The organism is Flavonifractor sp. An4, from assembly GCF_002161755.1.
GTDB lineage: Bacteria > Bacillota > Clostridia > Oscillospirales > Oscillospiraceae > Flavonifractor > Flavonifractor avicola.
The window spans coordinates 1-16,628 of the sequence record NZ_NFIL01000027.1 but is presented as its reverse complement, the minus strand read 5'-3'; the positions used below and the strand labels follow the sequence as shown (position 1 = coordinate 16,628).

The 16,628-nt window shown below is 55.1% G+C and carries 18 protein-coding genes, 1 tRNA gene and 1 pseudogene; 16 read left to right on the top strand and 4 right to left on the bottom strand.

All coding sequences use genetic code 11. From position 1 onward, the window contains the following. Window positions 1-25 precede the first annotated feature (25 nt). Together B5F94_RS11710 and B5F94_RS11705 are read left to right on the top strand one after the other, a co-directional pair. Window positions 26-1,771 (top strand): ABC transporter ATP-binding protein, encoded by a 1,746-nt coding sequence (locus tag B5F94_RS11710; RefSeq protein ID WP_087330329.1) that lies wholly within the window; start codon window positions 26-28, stop codon window positions 1,769-1,771. Beyond that, a complete protein-coding gene (locus B5F94_RS11705) occupies window positions 1,768-3,498 on the top strand; it encodes an ABC transporter ATP-binding protein (RefSeq protein WP_087330328.1) in 1,731 nt (576 codons plus the stop codon). The genes B5F94_RS11710 and B5F94_RS11705 overlap by 4 nt, the downstream gene beginning before the upstream one ends. Before the next feature lie 90 nt (window positions 3,499-3,588). Here the strand turns inward: B5F94_RS11705 and B5F94_RS11700 are convergent, their stop codons facing one another. Beyond that, window positions 3,589-3,819, bottom strand: coding sequence for a helix-turn-helix domain-containing protein (locus B5F94_RS11700; RefSeq protein ID WP_040411886.1), 231 nt, complete (start codon window positions 3,817-3,819; stop codon window positions 3,589-3,591). A gap of 156 nt (window positions 3,820-3,975) precedes the next feature. Between B5F94_RS11700 and B5F94_RS11695 the strand changes: the two genes are divergently transcribed. The 8 genes from B5F94_RS11695 to B5F94_RS16940 all read left to right on the top strand — a co-directional run bounded on the left by B5F94_RS11695 (window position 3,976) and on the right by B5F94_RS16940 (window position 11,280). Beyond that, a complete protein-coding gene (locus B5F94_RS11695) occupies window positions 3,976-4,455 on the top strand; it encodes a hypothetical protein (protein WP_087330326.1) in 480 nt (159 codons plus the stop codon). Between the two features lie 287 nt (window positions 4,456-4,742). Beyond that, on the top strand, window positions 4,743-5,528 hold the full coding sequence (locus B5F94_RS11690; RefSeq protein WP_087330323.1) for a ZIP family metal transporter: 786 nt from the start codon (window positions 4,743-4,745) through the stop codon (window positions 5,526-5,528). A gap of 18 nt (window positions 5,529-5,546) precedes the next feature. After that, the gene (locus B5F94_RS11685; protein WP_087330321.1) at window positions 5,547-6,239 is read left to right on the top strand and encodes a class I SAM-dependent methyltransferase; all 693 of its coding nucleotides are present in this window, start codon (window positions 5,547-5,549) and stop codon (window positions 6,237-6,239) included. Between the two features lie 41 nt (window positions 6,240-6,280). Beyond that, the gene (locus B5F94_RS11680) at window positions 6,281-7,096 is read left to right on the top strand and encodes a class I SAM-dependent methyltransferase (protein WP_087330320.1); all 816 of its coding nucleotides are present in this window, start codon (window positions 6,281-6,283) and stop codon (window positions 7,094-7,096) included. A gap of 24 nt (window positions 7,097-7,120) precedes the next feature. Then, window positions 7,121-7,945 (top strand): class I SAM-dependent methyltransferase, encoded by an 825-nt coding sequence (locus B5F94_RS11675; protein WP_087330318.1) that lies wholly within the window; start codon window positions 7,121-7,123, stop codon window positions 7,943-7,945. A 137-nt stretch (window positions 7,946-8,082) separates the two neighbouring features. Further along, window positions 8,083-8,682: an MptD family putative ECF transporter S component gene (locus B5F94_RS11670; protein ID WP_006572695.1), complete on the top strand. Its 600-nt coding sequence runs from the start codon at window positions 8,083-8,085 to the stop codon at window positions 8,680-8,682. A 1-nt stretch (window position 8,683) separates the two neighbouring features. After that, a complete protein-coding gene (locus B5F94_RS11665; protein ID WP_006572696.1) occupies window positions 8,684-9,379 on the top strand; it encodes an energy-coupling factor transporter transmembrane component T in 696 nt (231 codons plus the stop codon). Then, on the top strand, window positions 9,373-11,280 hold the full coding sequence (locus B5F94_RS16940) for an ABC transporter ATP-binding protein (protein WP_242965668.1): 1,908 nt from the start codon (window positions 9,373-9,375) through the stop codon (window positions 11,278-11,280). The genes B5F94_RS11665 and B5F94_RS16940 overlap by 7 nt, the downstream gene beginning before the upstream one ends. On the opposite strand, the pseudogene B5F94_RS16935 reads toward B5F94_RS16940, so the two are convergent. The 3 genes and pseudogenes from B5F94_RS16935 to B5F94_RS11640 all read right to left on the bottom strand — a co-directional run. After that, window positions 11,179-11,928 (bottom strand): annotated as a pseudogene (locus tag B5F94_RS16935) (phage terminase large subunit); the annotation flags it as partial. The gene B5F94_RS16940 and the pseudogene B5F94_RS16935 overlap by 102 nt on opposite strands. A gap of 475 nt (window positions 11,929-12,403) precedes the next feature. Beyond that, window positions 12,404-12,477 (bottom strand) — tRNA-Met (locus tag B5F94_RS11650). 641 nt (window positions 12,478-13,118) lie between these two features. After that, on the bottom strand, window positions 13,119-13,523 hold the full coding sequence (locus B5F94_RS11640; RefSeq protein ID WP_087330314.1) for a hypothetical protein: 405 nt from the start codon (window positions 13,521-13,523) through the stop codon (window positions 13,119-13,121). Window positions 13,524-14,116: 593 nt separating this feature from the next. Here B5F94_RS11640 and B5F94_RS11630 point away from each other — a divergent pair. The 6 genes from B5F94_RS11630 to B5F94_RS11605 all read left to right on the top strand — a co-directional run bounded on the left by B5F94_RS11630 (window position 14,117) and on the right by B5F94_RS11605 (window position 16,590). Beyond that, entirely contained in the window at window positions 14,117-14,326 is a 210-nt protein-coding gene (locus tag B5F94_RS11630) for a hypothetical protein (protein WP_087330310.1), read from the top strand. Between the two features lie 14 nt (window positions 14,327-14,340). Then, a complete protein-coding gene (locus B5F94_RS11625; RefSeq protein ID WP_087330308.1) occupies window positions 14,341-14,733 on the top strand; it encodes a hypothetical protein in 393 nt (130 codons plus the stop codon). A gap of 121 nt (window positions 14,734-14,854) precedes the next feature. Further along, on the top strand, window positions 14,855-15,169 hold the full coding sequence (locus B5F94_RS11620) for a hypothetical protein (RefSeq protein ID WP_087330306.1): 315 nt from the start codon (window positions 14,855-14,857) through the stop codon (window positions 15,167-15,169). Beyond that, the gene (locus tag B5F94_RS11615; RefSeq protein WP_087330303.1) at window positions 15,170-15,589 is read left to right on the top strand and encodes a hypothetical protein; all 420 of its coding nucleotides are present in this window, start codon (window positions 15,170-15,172) and stop codon (window positions 15,587-15,589) included. Between the two features lie 111 nt (window positions 15,590-15,700). After that, window positions 15,701-15,934: an RNA polymerase sigma factor gene (locus B5F94_RS11610; protein ID WP_143383292.1), complete on the top strand. Its 234-nt coding sequence runs from the start codon at window positions 15,701-15,703 to the stop codon at window positions 15,932-15,934. Between the two features lie 182 nt (window positions 15,935-16,116). Continuing rightward, window positions 16,117-16,590 carry a hypothetical protein gene (locus tag B5F94_RS11605; RefSeq protein ID WP_087330300.1) on the top strand — a complete coding sequence of 158 codons (474 nt, stop codon included), beginning with the start codon at window positions 16,117-16,119 and terminating at the stop codon, window positions 16,588-16,590. Window positions 16,591-16,628: the final 38 nt, after the last annotated feature.

The following is a 16,628-nucleotide window of genomic DNA, read 5'->3' as shown; positions in this document are numbered from 1 at the left end:
ATAACTAACCAAAGGAGGCTTATTTATGCAGCAAACACAAAGCCCACTGCTGCGGTTGTGGCAGCTGGGCAAGGATCATCACGGTGGCCTGATTGCCGCCATCTTCTGCGCGGTGGCGGGTGTCCTGCTGGGTCTGCTGCCGTATCTCTCGGCAGGGCGTATCCTGGTAGCGCTTCTCACCGGGCAGCAGGACTGGAACTTCTATCTTCTGTGGTGCATGGTGGCCCTTGGTGGCTATCTGGCCAAAACTCTGCTTTACAATCTGGCGCTCTCCCTCTCCCACAAGGCCACCTTCCAAATCCTGCGGGACATCCGGAAGATGGTTCTGTCCAAAATGCCCCGCTTACCCTTGGGAGACATTCTGGACACCTCCAGCGGACGGCTCAAACAGATCGTGGTAGATCAGGTGGAGAGTATGGAGACGACACTGGCCCACCTGCTGCCGGAGATGACCTCCAATCTGCTGGCGCCGGTATGCGTTCTCGTGTATCTGTTTACGCTGGACTGGCGCATGGCATTGCTGAGTCTGGTGTCCATTCCTGTGGGCATGGCTTTTATGATGGCCATCATGGGCAGCTATGGCAAGGACTATCAGGGTGCGGTGGAGACGACCCAGGCCATGAACGAGACCATTGTGGAATACATCGGCGGCATTGAGGTCATCAAGGCCTTCAATCAGGGAAAGAACTCCTATGAGAAGTTCTCCTCCCGGGTACGAGCCAATGCTGCCTACTACTACAACTGGATGAAGAAATGCCAGTTCGGAATGGCGCTGGCCTATGCCATCGCGCCCACCACCCTTATCACGGTGCTGCCTGTGGGCTGGATCTTCTACACGGACGGCAGTTTGTCCGCGGAGGTATTTCTCACCACCATCATCCTGTCCATGAGCATAGTGGGGCCTCTCATTGCCGCCATGGGCTTTGTGGATAATCTTGCCAAGGTGGGTACCATCGTAGGTTCGGTGGACGAGATCCTCCTGAAGCCGGAGCAGGATCACGGAACACAGCCGTCACAGCTGGGAAGACCGGATATCGCCTTGGATCATGTCTCCTTTGGGTATGCCCAGGACAAGGAGATCCTCCACAACATCTCCCTCACCATTCCGGCCGGCAGCCTCACCGCTTTGGTTGGTCCCTCCGGTTCGGGCAAGTCCACCATTGCCAAGCTCATCGCCGGTTTCTGGGATGTGACCGAGGGCCGCATTACCCTGGGCGGCGTGGAGGAAAGCCGTATCCCGCTGGAACAACTCTATGACCAGGTGGCCTTTGTTTCTCAGGACAATTACCTCTTTGACGATACCATCCGGGAAAATATCCGTATGGGCCGGGTAAATGCCACGGATCAAGAAGTGGAACAAGTCGCCAAAGCCGCCGGATGCGACGGTTTCATCCGCCAGTTGGATCATGGCTATGACACCCGGGTGGGCGGCGGAGGCGCCCATCTCTCCGGAGGAGAGCGGCAGCGTATCGCTATCGCCCGGGCCATGCTGAAAAACGCCCCTGTGGTGATTCTGGACGAGGCCACCGCCTACATTGATCCGGAGAATGAAGCGGTGGTCCAGCGGGCAGTGGCAAAACTGGTGGAGGGTAAGACGGTCATCGTCATTGCCCACCGCCTGTCCACCATCACCGGCGCAGATCAGATCGTGGTGGTGAAGGATGGAAGCATCGAGGCACAGGGCAGACATGAAGAACTGTTGCGCCATTGCCCGTTGTACGCCGATCTGTGGCAGGCTCACATGGGTGTAAAGGAGGGAGAAACGGTATGATCGAGACATTCAGAGGTATCTGGCGGTTTGCCGGTGAGGAACAGCGCAACATCCGGCGCTCGGTGATCGCTTGCTTTTTCAACGCGGTGTTCCATATGTTTGAGATCGCCGCCATTTACTACACCATCCTGGCTCTGCTGGATGGAAAAACCGGCCATGCCACGGCGTGGCAGGCGCTGGCGCTGTTGGCAGTCAGTATTCTGGGCAGCGCCGTGACCAAGTATTTCTCCCAACTCCAGCAGACCCACGCCGGGTACTTCATGGCGGCCAATAAGCGCGTGGCCATCGGGCAGCGGATGAAATCCGTCCCCATGGGCTACTTCAACGACAACAGCCTGGGAGAGCTCACCGGGGTCTGCACCACTGTACTGGACAATGTGGAGACTGTGGCCCCCATGGTGTTGGTGACCATGCTGGGCGGGATGCTCAACGCTCTGGTCTTTACGGTGATGATCCTGATTTTTGACTGGCGGATCGGTCTCATTGTGGTGGCGGCCACAGCAGTTTATTTGTTCATCACCTCCGCCATGGAGCAAAAATCCGCCGCCCTCGCCCCGCACCGTCAGAAGTCCGAGGCCAAGTTGGTGGAGGCGGTGCTGGAATATGTGCAGGGCATGAGCGTGGTGAAGTCCTTCAACCTCACCGGACGGGGCGACCGTACCCTGCAGGAAGCCCTGGAATACAATTGCCGCAGCAACCTGAACATCGAAAAGATGTTCACCCCTTATATTATGGCGCAGGGGATCGCGCTCCAGCTGGGAAGCGTGGCCATGATGCTCTCAGCGGTATGGTTCTATCTCTCCGGGACCATGATCCTGGCCAACGCCCTGATGGTGGTCATCATGTCCTTCCTGGTCTTTGCTCAGATCTCCTCGGCGGGTAGCGGTATGTCCCTGCTGCGTATCGTCAGCAGCTGCATGGCCCATGCCGATGAGACGGACGCCATGCCCCAGCTGGCAGAGACCGGTCGGGCCGGCACGCCCAGGGAGCACAGCATTACCTTCGACCATGTTTCGTTCTCTTATGACCAGCGGCCTATCCTGCGGGATGTATCCTTCGCCATCCCGGACAGAACCACCACCGCCATCGTGGGCCCCAGCGGTTCCGGGAAAACCACACTGTGTAATCTCATCGCCCGGTTCTGGGATGTGGAGAGCGGCACCGTCCTTGTGGGCGGTCAGAATGTGAAGGACTATACTCTGGAGGACCTGATGGATCAGATCTCCATGGTATTTCAGAGAGTCTATCTCTTTGCCGACACGGTGGAAAACAATATCAAGTTTGGACGCCCCAATGCCACCCACGAGGAAGTGGTGGCCGCGGCGAAGAAGGCCTGCTGCCACGACTTCATTCTCACCCTGCCCCAAGGCTATGACACCGTCATCGGTGAGGGTGGTTCCAGTCTTTCCGGCGGCGAGAAGCAGCGCATCTCCATTGCTCGGGCTATCCTGAAGGATGCTCCCATCGTGATTCTGGATGAAGCTACCGCCAATGTAGACCCGGAGAATGAGGACCGGCTGCAAAAGGCCATCGAAGCCCTGACCCGGGATAAGACCATTCTGATGATCGCTCACCGGCTGAAGACGGTCCGCAACGCCGACCAGATCCTGGTGCTGGACGGCGGACAGATCGTTCAGCGGGGCACCCACAGCCAGCTCATGGCCCAGGAGGGCTTGTATCAAGCGTTCGTATCCGGCCGTAAAGAGTCCGGCCAGTGGAAGCTCTGAGAGAAGGAACGCCTAAACCGTTATAAATGAGGAGTGCTGTCACCGGATATATCCCCGGTGGCAGCACTCGCTTTCTTTTTACAATGCTAATCAGTCGTCCTCCAACAGTTTGGAGGGCTGAATCTTCAATACTTGGGCGATTTTGAACAGGGTCTCCAAGGATACACCCCGAATTGTTCCTGTTCCTTCTACCTGGCCGACAAAATTAACGCTTTTTCCGATCCGTTCAGCAAGAACCTCCTGCGTCAATCCCGCCTTTTTTCTGTAATAGGCGATTTTTAAACCCAGAGTGATATATCGTTCCGGAAACTCTGTCTGCATCACTTCACCTCCCGACATTATGCTACCAACAGAATAGGTAAAATATAATTGAAACCAATTAGAGGATTATTTACTTCAAGTAAATGTTTATATATAATAAGAGGTGAAACATTTACTTGAGGGAGCTGTTGGTCAGAAAATGCCAACGAGAACGACATGGATCTATTTACCGTCAGTTTTTTTGGACATCGGACCGTTCCGGAATTTTGGAAAGCGGAAGAGCGTGTGGAGTCGCTGATCCACACATTGCTTTTGGAAAAGGAATATGTGGAGTTTCTGGTTGGCCGTAACGGAGACTTTGATCAGATTGTTTCTTCTGCCGTCAAGCGCCAACAGCGCCGTGTGCGGGATGACAATAGCGCCCTGATTTTGGTACTTCCGTATCCGACGGCAGAGCTGCGGGACAATTTGGAGAACTTTGAAGCATATTATGATGAAATTGAACTGTGCAGCGCCGCCGCTGGCAGCCATCCGAAGGGTGCCATTCAGATTCGCAACCGGCAGATGGTGGATCGAAGCGACCTTGTGGTATTCTGTGTGGATCATTCCAGCGGCGGAGCATATCAAACTCTGCGTTACGCCCAGAGAAAGAAAAAAGAAATCCTGAATCTCGCACACTTTGAAGGTTGCGGGTGAGAGTTTGCGTAACACTCTACACAGCTGATAGGAAAATTAACTGTCCCTAACAGAAAATGACTTGACTGGTTAGCGATAGCTAACTATAATCAAGCATAGAGTATCATACCTTTTGAAAGGCGACTATGGAAAAATGTAAAATTGATAAGGGCTCTGTACCGGAGATTCTTATACAGTGTTCGGTTGCACCTGTTAGCCACTGGCAAAGCTGACCGACAGATCGATGTGCCTCCGAATCATCCGGATCGACTTTGCAGAAAACCACTGCGGCAAGATTGGAGGAGAATATGCCGATTGAACTATGGCAAGGGCTGCTGATTCCCTTTGCCGGGACGACGCTGGGGGCGGCCTGCGTCTTTTTTTTGCGGAACAATTTGGGTGAGATGGTACAGCGTGCGCTCACCGGCTTTGCGGCGGGGGTCATGGTGGCGGCTTCCATCTGGAGCCTGCTGCTGCCCGCGATGGAGCAGGCAGCGGACATGGGGCGGTGGTCCTTTGTCCCCGCCGTTGTGGGTTTCTGGCTCGGCATCTTTTTCTTGCTGGGACTGGATCGGCTGATCCCGCATCTGCACCGCGGTAGCGCGGAGGCTGAGGGCATCAAAAGCAGTCTTGGAAAAACAACCATGCTGACCTTGGCTGTGGCGCTGCACAATATTCCGGAAGGAATGGCGGTCGGGGCGGTCTATGCCGGGTGGCTCTACGGAGACAGCGGGATCACGCTGGCGGGGGCGCTGGCTCTTTCTCTGGGAATTGCCATTCAGAACTTCCCGGAGGGCGCGATCATTTCCATGCCCCTGAAAGCGGAGGGGGTCTCCAAATCCCGCTCCTTCCTGTATGGGACGCTGTCCGGCGCAGTGGAGCCCATAGGTGCGATTCTGACCATCCTTCTGGCGGGGATTTTGGTTCCGGTACTGCCTTACGCCCTGAGCTTTGCCGCCGGAGCGATGGTCTATGTGGTAGTGGAAGAATTGATCCCGGAGATGTCAGTGGGAAAGCACTCCAATATAGGGACTATTCTGTTTGCAGTCGGTTTTACCCTCATGATGACGCTGGATGTGGCGCTGGGTGCTTGAGTGAGTGAAGGTGAAAAAATGGGACAAGAAGAGCGGATTCAAAACGCCTACCGGGGATTGGGAGGCAAACGGACATTTTATGATGGCATGATCACCTGTTCCACCCTGTCAGGCCGAGCGGTATGCCGCCTGATATGGGGAATGGATCGGGCGGAAACCCAGGACTACCTTTCCGCCGCCCTTTCCGGAATACCGGAGGGGTTTTCCGGAAGACTGCTGGAAGTCCCCGTGGGTACCGGCATACTGACCATGCCCCTCTATCGGGAAATGCCGGAGGCGGAGATCACCTGCCTGGATTACTCGCCGGAGATGCTGGAGCGGGCAAAATCCCGGGGCGAGGGACTTGCCCATGTGTGCTTTCAGCAGGGGGATGTTGGGGCGCTGCCTTTTGGGGATGGCAGTTTCGACATCGTGCTCTCGCTCAACGGGTTTCATGCGTTTCCGGATAAGGAGGCCGCCTGGCGTGAGATCTTTCGTGTACTGCGGCCAGGCGGGATCTTCTGCGGCTGCTTCTATGTGAGGGGGCAAAACCGCCGCACGGACTGGCTAATCCGCAGGCTGTATGTGCCAAAGGGCTGGTTCACCCCGCCCTTTGAGACGGCGGAGAGCCTGCGGCATCGTCTGGAGGAAACATTCGGGCCTGCAAAGGTCCGCACCGTTCAGAGCATAGCCTCTTTTGTCTGCCGGAAGGCGAAGGAGAAACACCCGTAAACGAATTGTACACAAATATTGAACAACAGGAGGAAAATCAAATGCAGCAAAAGCGTAATCAACAAGCAGAAATTCGTCTCGGCAGTCACGGCGAAGACTACGGGAGCTGGATGTCCAATCCCGTGTTCTATATTATCGGCGGCATTACGGCTTTGGCCGTGGTTTTGGCCATACTCTCCTTTTCGGTGTTCCACATCACAGCTCTCGGCGTTCTGCTCTCAGTTGTTACGGCGGCGCTGGCAGCCCTGCTGGTCTGGATCACATGGATCAGGCGCCAGTATGCCTTTGGCGGCGGCGGGATCATGGAACAGGTTCACCGGGTCGTTCTCTCTCATCTGGACTATGACGGCCAGGGCAGTCTCTTGGAAGTCGGATGCGGTTCCGGGGCCCTGTCGATCCGTGCGGCCCTAACCTGGCCGGAGACAAAGGTCACTGGCATGGACTACTGGGGAGCTGTTTACAATTACAGCAAGGCCCTCTGTGAGAAAAACGCCGCAAGTGAAGGTGTGGCCTCCCGGTGTGTATTCCAGCATGGCGACGCCAATCATCTGGATTTCCCCGATGAGAGTTTTGATGCGGTCATCAGCAACTATGTCTACCACAATGTCATGGGAGCCGATATGCACAAGCTGCTGCTGGAGAGCCTGCGGGTGCTGAAAAAAGGCGGCGTCTTCGCTCTGAATGATGACATGAAGCCCAAGCTGTACGGCGATATGGATGCCTTTGCCCAAAAACTGCGGGAGATGGGCTATCAGGATGTCCGGCTCATTGATACCGCGGAAGAGGCCTTCGGCTCCCGCCGCCGGGCTGCCATGATGATGCTTGGCTCTTCCCGACTGCTTGTGGGTAGAAAGTAATTCGTCCAAATAGGAGGGTTGACCATGTCCAAGTTGGGTGTTGTAGAGGACACGCTGTTTGTCCCCATGCTGGGCAGGATCTATGCCAGCGAGTACTGCCCGCAGATCCTGTACGATCCAAAGGCGCTGGAACTGAAAAAGAAACTGCCTTCCAGCCTGCCGGAGCAGGACGGACAGAGCCAGTATACTCTGCTGGCCTCCGCCGCCCGGTCCGCCAATATGGATCGGTACATCCGGGCGTTTCTGGAGCGCAGGCCGGACGGTGTGATCGTTCAGCTGGGCTGCGGTCTGGAGACGGCCTATTACCGCTGCGACAATGGAAGGTCGCACTGGTATGCCGTGGATCTGCCCCATGTGGTGGAGTACCGGCGAGAGCTGCTGCCGGAGCCGGAGCGGGAGACCTATCTCGCCGGGGACGCCTTTGCTGAGGACTGGATCAGGCAGATCCGCGCTGATGTGCCGGATGCTCCTATTCTGGTCACCGCCGGCGGCCTGTTCCACTATTTTGAGGAAAGCAAGGTTGTGGGCCTCCTGCGGATGCTCACGGGGTTTGGAGAGATTGAAATCGTCTTTGATACCGTGAGCAAAAGCGGTATGGCCATGATGCGGAAGAAGTACATGAAGCAAGTGGGCCACGGAGATGCGCAGATGTTTTTCTATGTGGATTCCGCATCGGTGCTGGCCGGAAAAATCAGCAGTGGGGTCAGGGTGCTGACTGAGGAGCCTTATTACTGCCATATCACCCGAACCGGATTGAAGCTGTCCACCAAGATCAGCATGGCAGTTTCGGACCGATTCTGTATGGTGAAGATGGTACATCTCTGTCACAGCGCTAAATTCCATGACTAAACGGGATAAAGTCGCCCAATCGGAGCAGAAAGAACGGCGATGTGTCGCTATACTCAGTAAGGAGGGGCGCGCTGAGCGCCTTTTCTCAGAAATAACGGTTAGCATAATCTAACTATGTTGAAGGAGAGCGGTACATCATGAACACGCAGAAAAAAGGGATGACGGGAAAGGACATCATTACGGTGGGAATTTTCTCCGCCATCTACTTTGTCATCAACTTTGCTTTTATGCTTCTCAGCGGTCTGCATCCCCTGCTTTGGATCTTGATGCCTGGCCTGATCGCCGTATTTGCGGGTATCCCATTCCTGATGATGTGTACTAAGGTGCCAAAGACCGGCGCAGTGGTCCTGATGGGCTTTATTACGGCCTTGATCTACTTTGTTACTGGCCAATTTACGGTGGTGATTCTCATTGCTTTTGCGGTGAGCTGCATCCTGGCGGAGCTTTGCCGGATCTGTAGCCATTACCGGTCTTTCCGTGGTAATGCTCTGGCTTACGTGTTTTTCTCGCTGGGGATGATCGGCTCCCCGCTGCCTGTCTGGATCATGCGGGACAGTTTTCTGGCGCAGATCAGCCAGCAGGGAATGCCGGAAGCCTATGTCTCCACCTTGGCGGCATTGACTTCCCCGGGTATGATCGTGGTTCTGGTGGGGGCGCCTATCGTGGGAGCTATTCTGGGTATCCTGCTGGCCAAAGGAATGTTCCGCAAGCACTTTGAGAAGGCGGGGATTCTGTAACATGGAGGAGGCACGGCGCTGTTTGGTGTTCGACCCCAGGGTGGGTCTTGCTCTGCTGGTTTTCGCCAATCTGGCAGCCTTTAGTGAGCAACCTTTTTGGATGGAAATGATATGGATCGGTTTTCTCCTGCTCCTGATGCTGCTCCATCGCTGCTTTGCCATGGTGGGGAAAAGCATCTTGATCTTCGGAGGAATCCTGTGCCTGCAATACTGGATTCTGCCGGCTGCGCCGGGATGGGTTGCTACCAGCTTCTCTATTTTTGCCAACTATGCCCGCCGAATGATGCCTTGCCTGATGCTCGGCTTTCTGATGCTTCGCCGGACGCCTATGCCTTATCTGGTGGCTGGAATGCGGAAGATCCATTTCCCTCAGCGGCTGATCGTAGCCGTCTCGGTGACGCTGCGGTACTTCCCAGCCATTCGGGAAGAGACAGGCTATATCCGCGATGCAATGCGATTGCGGGGCATCCGGGGATTGGCAAAGCTGGAGGGAATCATGGTTCCCCTGATGGTCTCCGCTACCGGCACTGCGGAGGAGCTGTCCGCAGCGGCAGTAACCCGGGGAATCGAGGACCCGGCGCCTAAGACCAGTCTGGTGGAGCTGTGGGCCTCGCCGGTGGACAGCGCCGCATTTGTCGTGGGCGTGGGGTTGACTGCTGCCCTTCTGGCGGCCAAATTGGGGGTGTTTCCATGGTAGAGCTGCAAGATGTGTCCTTTTCCTATACAAAAGAAGTGGGCACCCTCACCCATGTGGATCTGACCATCCGACCGGGCGAGTGTGTCTTGCTCTGCGGCGCTTCCGGCTGCGGAAAGACCACCATCACGAAATTGGTCAACGGCCTGATCCCGGCATTTACGGAGGACTGCACGCTGACCGGACAGGTCCTGCTCCACGGCGCGCCGGTGCGGGAACAACCTCTTTACCAGCTGGCCCGGCAGGTGGGGTCTGTTTTCCAGAACCCCAAAAGTCAGTTTTTCAACATGGATTCCGACAGTGAGCTGGCCTTTGGCCTGGAAAATCAGGGTATGACCCGGGGTGAGATCCTCCGTCGGCTGGATGATACCACCGACCGCCTGCATCTGAAGCGGTTGAGGGGGCGGAACATCTTCGCCATGTCGGGCGGAGAAAAGCAGCTGCTGGCCTTTGCCTCGGTCTATGCCATGGGGCCGAAGCTCTACATTCTGGATGAGCCTACGGCCAATTTGGATCGGGAAACCATCGAAAGACTCCATGATCAAATCGCATACCTGAAAAGTCGGGGACACACCATTCTCATTGCGGAGCATCGGTTGTACTTTCTGGCGGATCTCATAGATCGGGCTGTCTATCTGCGGGACGGGATCGTGGAGCGGATCTGGAGCGGAGCAGAATTCCGGCGGCTGGCTGAGACAGAACGGATCGCTCTGGGCCTTCGCACACTCACGCCTACTCAGGTGACTCTGCCGCCCTCCCGCGCCGCGGGGGAACAGGATGGACTGTCTGTGGAGGGACTGAGCTGCCGGTACAAGCGGGAGCCGCCGGTATTTCAAAACCTTTCCTTCTCCGCCCGCCCGGGAGAGGTGCTGGCCGTCACGGGTGACAATGGCGTGGGAAAAAGCACCCTTTCCCGCTGCTTGTGCGGCCTGATGCGGGAGAGTGCCGGAACGATCCGCCTCAACGGCCGCATCCTTGGTGCGAAGCAGCGGCAGCGGATTGCCTACTGCGTCATGCAGGATGTGAACCATCAGCTCTTTTCCGACAGCGTATGGGGAGAGTGTCAGTTGGCTATGGAAGGACTCTCTGACCAGCGCATCCAGGAGGTGTTGGAGCGGCTCCATTTGCTTGCGTTCCGGGAAAAGCACCCTATAGCCGTCTGTGGCGTCCCCGCCGGTCATGAAGTCGTCGTATTCTTCCATGTAGTCGTCGTCATCGTCCATGTTTTTCACGGGCTCCAGACGTGCGCCCATGGTTCTGTAGATCAGTCCGTAACGGATGGCGTCCGGGCTGTGTGTAATGTCGTGTGGTTCCTTGGCGCAGTCGGACGGGTTCTTCTCGTCGTGCTGCAACGCTGGAAGATTCAGGATCAGCTTTCGGCAGTCCTTGAAAATCACCATTCCAGGCTTGCCGTCCTGGCGCACCTTCAGGAACTCCTTGACGATCATCCAGCCCTGCACACGCTGGTTGCTGGCGGAGACAAGGCCAATGCCGTTTTGCATGAACACCTCTGCCATGGTGCGGCCGGTGTCCTTCTGTGTGGTCCACATATCCGGCGGCGCAACGGTAAACTGGATGTGTTCATCAGGCGGTGTGAGCCTCCGCATAGCGGCAGCCGCTTCCGATACGATCAGCCCGGATTCGCAATACTCCCGATATACCCACACACGGTCGTCAAAGTCGATGGCAAACCAGTAGCAGGCAAACATATCAAGGCCGTAGTCAAAAGCACGGTATTTGGGCCATTCGGCAGGGATCAAGAACGGTTCACAGGTATGCAGCTCCTTGCGGAACTCAGAGAAGTACTGGCCCGCCATTGCATCCCAGTCGCCATAGCGGTGTGCGGCCCGGATATCTTCCGGCAGGGTGTCCAGCATCTGGATATATTCCGGGGAGGATTTTAAAAGAGCCTCGTTGTCCTCAACGGTGGCCGGGATAAACAGATAGTCCTTTCCGTCCTCAATGCCCTCATATTCCCTGGTGACAAACAGGCGCTTCACCCACTGGTGGCCTACGCCACCGGGGTTACAGGTCAGATAAAAGTGCTTCGGTATCTTGTTGACGCCGCGTAGCGTAGCGCCCATAGTACGAAACTCATACTCCGTAAAGTGGGTTGCCTCGTCCATGAAGATCCAGTCATATTCCTGGCCCTGATACTCCGTGATGGCTGCCGCCGACTGCAAGTGGCCGAATTTGATGGCTGACCCGTTGGCAAAGAACATCATCCGCATGGTTCCGTTGTAGCTGGCAATCATGTCACCGCACGGCCTTCCGTCTACCGTAGCGGAATTGATCAGCTTGTTCATGGGCTGAATGATGGTCTGTTCCAGCTCCGGGTAAGTCCGGCGCAGAATGAGGATCTTGATTCCTGGGTACTCCAGAGCGCCCTTGATGGCGGCTCGTATGAGAACGTGAGTCTTGCCGCCGCCACGGGCACCGCCGTATGCCGTGTACCGTTTTGGGCTGTCAATAAACTTCCACTGCTTGTCGTACAGCTCGCCAAGATCCAGTTTAATTTCGCCCGTAGGCTTGTTCGGTTTTCTGCCTGCCATAACAGCCTCCAGACAAAATAAAAGAGGCCAGATACCGAGTCATGCTCGATAACTGGCCTCTAGGGCTCTAATCTGACAGGATGTGCGCACCCGCACTTCCTACAATATGGGGCTACACCCTTTCCGGTGGCCCCGGCTTCTATCGCTCCGATCTTTGCATAGGTCAGCGGGCATAACACCCACCTGCCCTGAACTACCGCAGCTTTCTTTGAAATTTTTGGGGATTCCATATTGAAACACCCACCCCCTGTTTTCTTCTACCCCCCCCTATAGGGAAAGGCCCCAGGAGGCAGGGGAAGAACCCCCCGGGGCTATCGAAAAGGAGGCCCGGATCTGCGCCCGGGTGGTGCAGCTACCAACCTCATGCGGTCAGGAGCGGCATAGATACCCAAAGGCAGGCAGGAGCGCCACACGCCCCTGCCGTCCCGTCTGTGTGGCTGACGGGCCAATGGGATACAAAAGAGTGAACAACAAGCGACCTTGGCCGGACTCGAACCGGCGACATTTTCATTATGTGCGAAACGCTCTTGCCAACTGAGCTACAAGGCCATATATAGCCCCAGTCTGAGGGGCTATGTTGTGAGTTTATGAGGCTTTGCTCACGGGCCTGTGATGGGCTCTGCGCCCGTATGAATGGTGTAACCTGATTCCAAAAAAAGCAGGCCATTCCCTGTTCGTTCTGATTCACTGGAAACTATGTGTTCCAATATGCTGTACAAATCAAGCAAATCCATGCTATCCAGCTTTCTGTCAATGGCAAGATAAGTACAGTAATCTCCGTGCCGCGTCTCACACATCGTCGCCTCAACAAGCGGGGTTTCCTGTAGTACCATCCTAGAGAATTTGCACAGGACTTCTTGTCCGTCTGTGCACATTGCCTTCATTGTTACCATTTGGATTCCCTCTGTTGTGTAGCGGGTGTGGCGATACCCCTATACCCCTCTCCGCAACCACCCCCTCGTTTTCCGCTACCCCCTACCAGGTGGGGGTGGTGGTAGGGGGTACCCCCCTCCCCCCTTGCCTGCAACGGTCCAGCAGCAGCACCGCGCCACGGGCAGGGCCTCCGTTATAATGCCCAACCAGCAGCCAGGAGGGGGTGACGCTTATTGCCCCAGGTTTACCGAAACGCCGTATCCATTGCGGCACAAGGCTTTAAGGATTTATGCCAACTCAACAAAATGACTATTTTATTAAGTACGCTTGTCTTTGCGGCCCTTGGGAGGTGTCCCGAACGATACAGAGACCTTGAGAAGCCCAGCGCCTTCCGCCTCCGGCCTGTCAGTATAGCCTCCATATGGTTTCTGCTTCAGGAGGAAGATCGCCGCCGCGTCGGTCCTCTGCTCCAGGCGGTTGCGGATCTCCAACAGGGCTTTTTGGCAGATCTGCGGGTGTCTCTTGTATCCCGGCTCCCCCGCCTCCCACACTTTCCACTCCTTCTCAGTGACACCGAGGTACAGGAGCAAACCGGGCTTTGTGGGCCTCGTCCCATCGGCGTCACAGGCGGCAAAGTAGTCTGCGCAAGCCTGATCCAGCTGGGGAGCCGTGTAGTAGGTAAGCAAGCCCTCTTTCTCCCGCTGTTTGTCCGTCTTGTACATCTGTGACACCTCCCTCCGGGCCGTAACCTGTAAGTCTTTCGTTCTACTATAAGGGTGCGAGTGGGAAGCGTGTTATGTGACAAGTCATTACGCTAAAGTAAAACCGCAATCCATTGTCTCACAACAGATTGCGGCTTTAAAAATTTTTTTATTTTAGGAATCCTAGCCTGTGCGTTATCTGACTTTACACTTCGTTAAGTGCCTCAAAAAGTTGCAAATTCTACCCATCCGTCTCTTGCTCATACCTCTGCAAATAGTCGTCCAGAGCAGCCTTGAGAACGGCGTTTATTGACTCCCCGTTATCAGCACACACGGCCCGCACACGGTCCGCATATTCCCGCCTAACGCGGCAGCAGAGATTAACCATGTTCTTGCGGTCCCACGCTTTATTAGCCTCTCTCTTCGCGGCTGTTACCATGCTGATCTCACCCCCATTTCTTGCTTTATATTGTATCACGTCTTGTCACTATGGGATAGTGTACACCTTGCACAAATCAGTATTGTAAACCTTGTGCATCATGTCTATTTACAATACACTATCCGATAGTGTATGATGTAGCCACAACAAAGCCAAACCGCAAGGAGGAATCACCATGAAACTGTTTAACCTGTTCCGCCGCCGCAACACCCGCAAGCCTGCTGTTCCTGCTGAGGAGCGCGAATACCTGGTAGTATACGAGGAGACCGTGGGCCGCCCCTCCATTGACTGGGCCATCCGCACCACTTCCGCCGCTCTGGCCCGTAAGGCCTTTGAGGACGCCGGGCTGATCTGCTCCCGAATTGTTGGTATCGTCGCTATTTGATAGGAGGTAACACCATGAAACAGGATATGATTTACATTAGCAAGTCGGAGTTTAGCAAGATCGGCGATGATTACAAGGGCATTTTCTCTGACTTTCAAAGAACCCACCCTAAATGGAAGGGACGCAGAACCGCTTTTCTTCCCGGACACGGAACAACGCTTTTCATCGAAGGAATCCACTTTATCGTAGACGGTGATTGCTCTCACCTCCCTGCGCTCAACAAAGAAAACGCGGAAGAAGGGGCTGCTTACCAATTCGCTGGTGGTTTTGTTTACGTGAAAAGGTTATATAAAATTAGCAAAGAGTACGCAAAAGAACACAATCTTCTTTATCTTGATAGAGTTGAGACGAGCGTAGGCGATTTTGCTCTTCCTGGAGGAGATTTAAGCAATGAGTCCCTTGTTTGACATACCGCCCCTTATGGGGCGGTTTTCTTTACCCATTTTGCCCTTATCTATTGAAAATCTAAAATTATTATTATATAATAATATAAACCTAAAAGTCAACATAGCAGATCGGGGGTATTAAATGGATTACTCCATCATTGTATCAGTTATTGCCGTGGGAGTCTCCGCCGTGTCCCTCTTTTACGGCATTGGCCGCGACACAAAACCGGACCCGCAGCAGGACAGCAAGATTGACCAACTGATTGCCACTACTACGGACATGAGCCACAAGCTGGACAAGATTGCGGAATGGCAGCGAGACGCCGCCGGAATCCATGCCAGCCACTCCGAGCAGATCAAGACCCTTTTCAACAGGCTGGAAAACCTGGAGAATCGCATGGAAGACCGGCAGGTTATTAACGCAGCGCTCCAAAAGATTTTAGAGAGGATGAGCTAAATGGACGACGCAAAGAAGATCATTGACGAAGCCGAGCGTGAAGGTCTACAGATGAGCCAGGGCCTTTTGAAACTGGTTTTGAAGATGTGGGAAAGCGCCCGTGAGGACGTACAGGCGGCCACAGCGGCGGCGCGGCGTCTCCGGCTGGTCTCTGTGTTGGCCGCCGTGCTGGCTGCCGTGTGCCTCTGCGTTTGCATTTATCAGGGCACCGTGATCCATCGCCAGGGCGGCGAGATTTCCGCCCTGCGCGGTGAGGTAGACTCCATCCACAATATCTTGGAGGCTGGTGTGGTGATCGAGGAGACTTCGACTACAACCGAAACTACCACCATCGAGCAAGATACCGGGGAAGGCAGTGGAAATAATGTTTTCCAGTCCGGCGAATACTCCAGCTATACGCAGAATGGGGGCGTTGAATAATGGCAACACAGAAAATTACAAACGTCAAAACGACCAAGAAAACCAAAAAAACCATTGTTGGCGGCAACAAAGGTGGGAAAACTTGCCCCACTTGCCACAAGCCTCTTTAATATGAGCAGCCGCCACATTGAGGAGCGCCGCCGCGTTGAGTCTGTCACCAGCCAGAAGCGCCTAATGGATGCCATCAATGGCACAGTCCTAAAGCCCCGTGAACGCCAGGTGCTGCTGCTCAAAATCTTTGATGACCTCTCCCACAACGAGATTGCCGACCGGCTGAACATCACCGAGAAAACATCACAACGGCTTTTCTCCAAAGCTATCCGAAAAATTCAGGACGCCCTATAGAGGGCGTCCTTTTTCTGTGCTTTTTATGCTGTTTTCAAGCCGTTTTGTTGTCAGTTCAAAACAAAATATAAAGTTTAGAATATCTCCATAAGGAGGACATAGCGGGAGCCGGACAATGTACCGGCGAGGACGCAAGGCGTCAATGCTGTGCCCTCCTATTTTTATGAAAGGAGATATGGAAAATGGCTGAATTTGCAAGCAAGGGTGTTGCTGGTGCTGGCCTGGGTCTCGGAATTGCCGGTACTGCTCTGGGCCTGCTGAACGGGGGCGCTGGCCTGCTGAACCTGCATAGCGGCATTGCTGGCGGCTGCTGCTCCGAGAACACCGCCGTCAACCGCTACGAGCTGAACCTGATGCAGGAGATTGCCGCTAAGGACGCCCGCATTGGCCTGCTGGAGTCCCAGGTCTATGTCGATCAGAAGCTGACCGACGTTGTGAAGGACTACACCGGCCAGATCAACGCGCTCCAGGCTCAGATTGCCCAGCAGGCGGTCTTTAATGCCACCATCAACGGCACTGTGTCCTGCATCCAGGGCCAGATTGCGCAGCTCCAGAGCCTGACCAAGCTGGTTGTACCCAACACCAGCGTGTGCCCCGGTTGGGGATCCGTCAACGTGACCCCGGCGACTACCACCACTACTACTCCCGCCGCCTGAAGGGCGGTTCCGGTCTCGGCGTTCGCCCTGACAGCAGA

What these genes read in the sequence shown, in the direction of transcription:
- B5F94_RS11710 (WP_087330329.1), top strand. Translation starts at nt 26, where the DNA reads ATGCAGCAAACACAAAGCCCACTGCTGCGGTTGTGGCAGCTGGGCAAG.
- B5F94_RS11705 (WP_087330328.1), top strand. Translation starts at nt 1,768, where the DNA reads ATGATCGAGACATTCAGAGGTATCTGGCGGTTTGCCGGTGAGGAACAG.
- B5F94_RS11700 (WP_040411886.1), bottom strand. Translation starts at nt 3,819, where the DNA reads ATGCAGACAGAGTTTCCGGAACGATATATCACTCTGGGTTTAAAAATC.
- B5F94_RS11695 (WP_087330326.1), top strand. Translation starts at nt 3,976, where the DNA reads ATGGATCTATTTACCGTCAGTTTTTTTGGACATCGGACCGTTCCGGAA.
- B5F94_RS11690 (WP_087330323.1), top strand. Translation starts at nt 4,743, where the DNA reads ATGCCGATTGAACTATGGCAAGGGCTGCTGATTCCCTTTGCCGGGACG.
- B5F94_RS11685 (WP_087330321.1), top strand. Translation starts at nt 5,547, where the DNA reads ATGGGACAAGAAGAGCGGATTCAAAACGCCTACCGGGGATTGGGAGGC.
- B5F94_RS11680 (WP_087330320.1), top strand. Translation starts at nt 6,281, where the DNA reads ATGCAGCAAAAGCGTAATCAACAAGCAGAAATTCGTCTCGGCAGTCAC.
- B5F94_RS11675 (WP_087330318.1), top strand. Translation starts at nt 7,121, where the DNA reads ATGTCCAAGTTGGGTGTTGTAGAGGACACGCTGTTTGTCCCCATGCTG.
- B5F94_RS11670 (WP_006572695.1), top strand. Translation starts at nt 8,083, where the DNA reads ATGAACACGCAGAAAAAAGGGATGACGGGAAAGGACATCATTACGGTG.
- B5F94_RS11665 (WP_006572696.1), top strand. Translation starts at nt 8,684, where the DNA reads ATGGAGGAGGCACGGCGCTGTTTGGTGTTCGACCCCAGGGTGGGTCTT.
- B5F94_RS16940 (WP_242965668.1), top strand. Translation starts at nt 9,373, where the DNA reads ATGGTAGAGCTGCAAGATGTGTCCTTTTCCTATACAAAAGAAGTGGGC.
- B5F94_RS11640 (WP_087330314.1), bottom strand. Translation starts at nt 13,523, where the DNA reads ATGTACAAGACGGACAAACAGCGGGAGAAAGAGGGCTTGCTTACCTAC.
- B5F94_RS11630 (WP_087330310.1), top strand. Translation starts at nt 14,117, where the DNA reads ATGAAACTGTTTAACCTGTTCCGCCGCCGCAACACCCGCAAGCCTGCT.
- B5F94_RS11625 (WP_087330308.1), top strand. Translation starts at nt 14,341, where the DNA reads ATGAAACAGGATATGATTTACATTAGCAAGTCGGAGTTTAGCAAGATC.
- B5F94_RS11620 (WP_087330306.1), top strand. Translation starts at nt 14,855, where the DNA reads ATGGATTACTCCATCATTGTATCAGTTATTGCCGTGGGAGTCTCCGCC.
- B5F94_RS11615 (WP_087330303.1), top strand. Translation starts at nt 15,170, where the DNA reads ATGGACGACGCAAAGAAGATCATTGACGAAGCCGAGCGTGAAGGTCTA.
- B5F94_RS11610 (WP_143383292.1), top strand. Translation starts at nt 15,701, where the DNA reads ATGAGCAGCCGCCACATTGAGGAGCGCCGCCGCGTTGAGTCTGTCACC.
- B5F94_RS11605 (WP_087330300.1), top strand. Translation starts at nt 16,117, where the DNA reads ATGGCTGAATTTGCAAGCAAGGGTGTTGCTGGTGCTGGCCTGGGTCTC.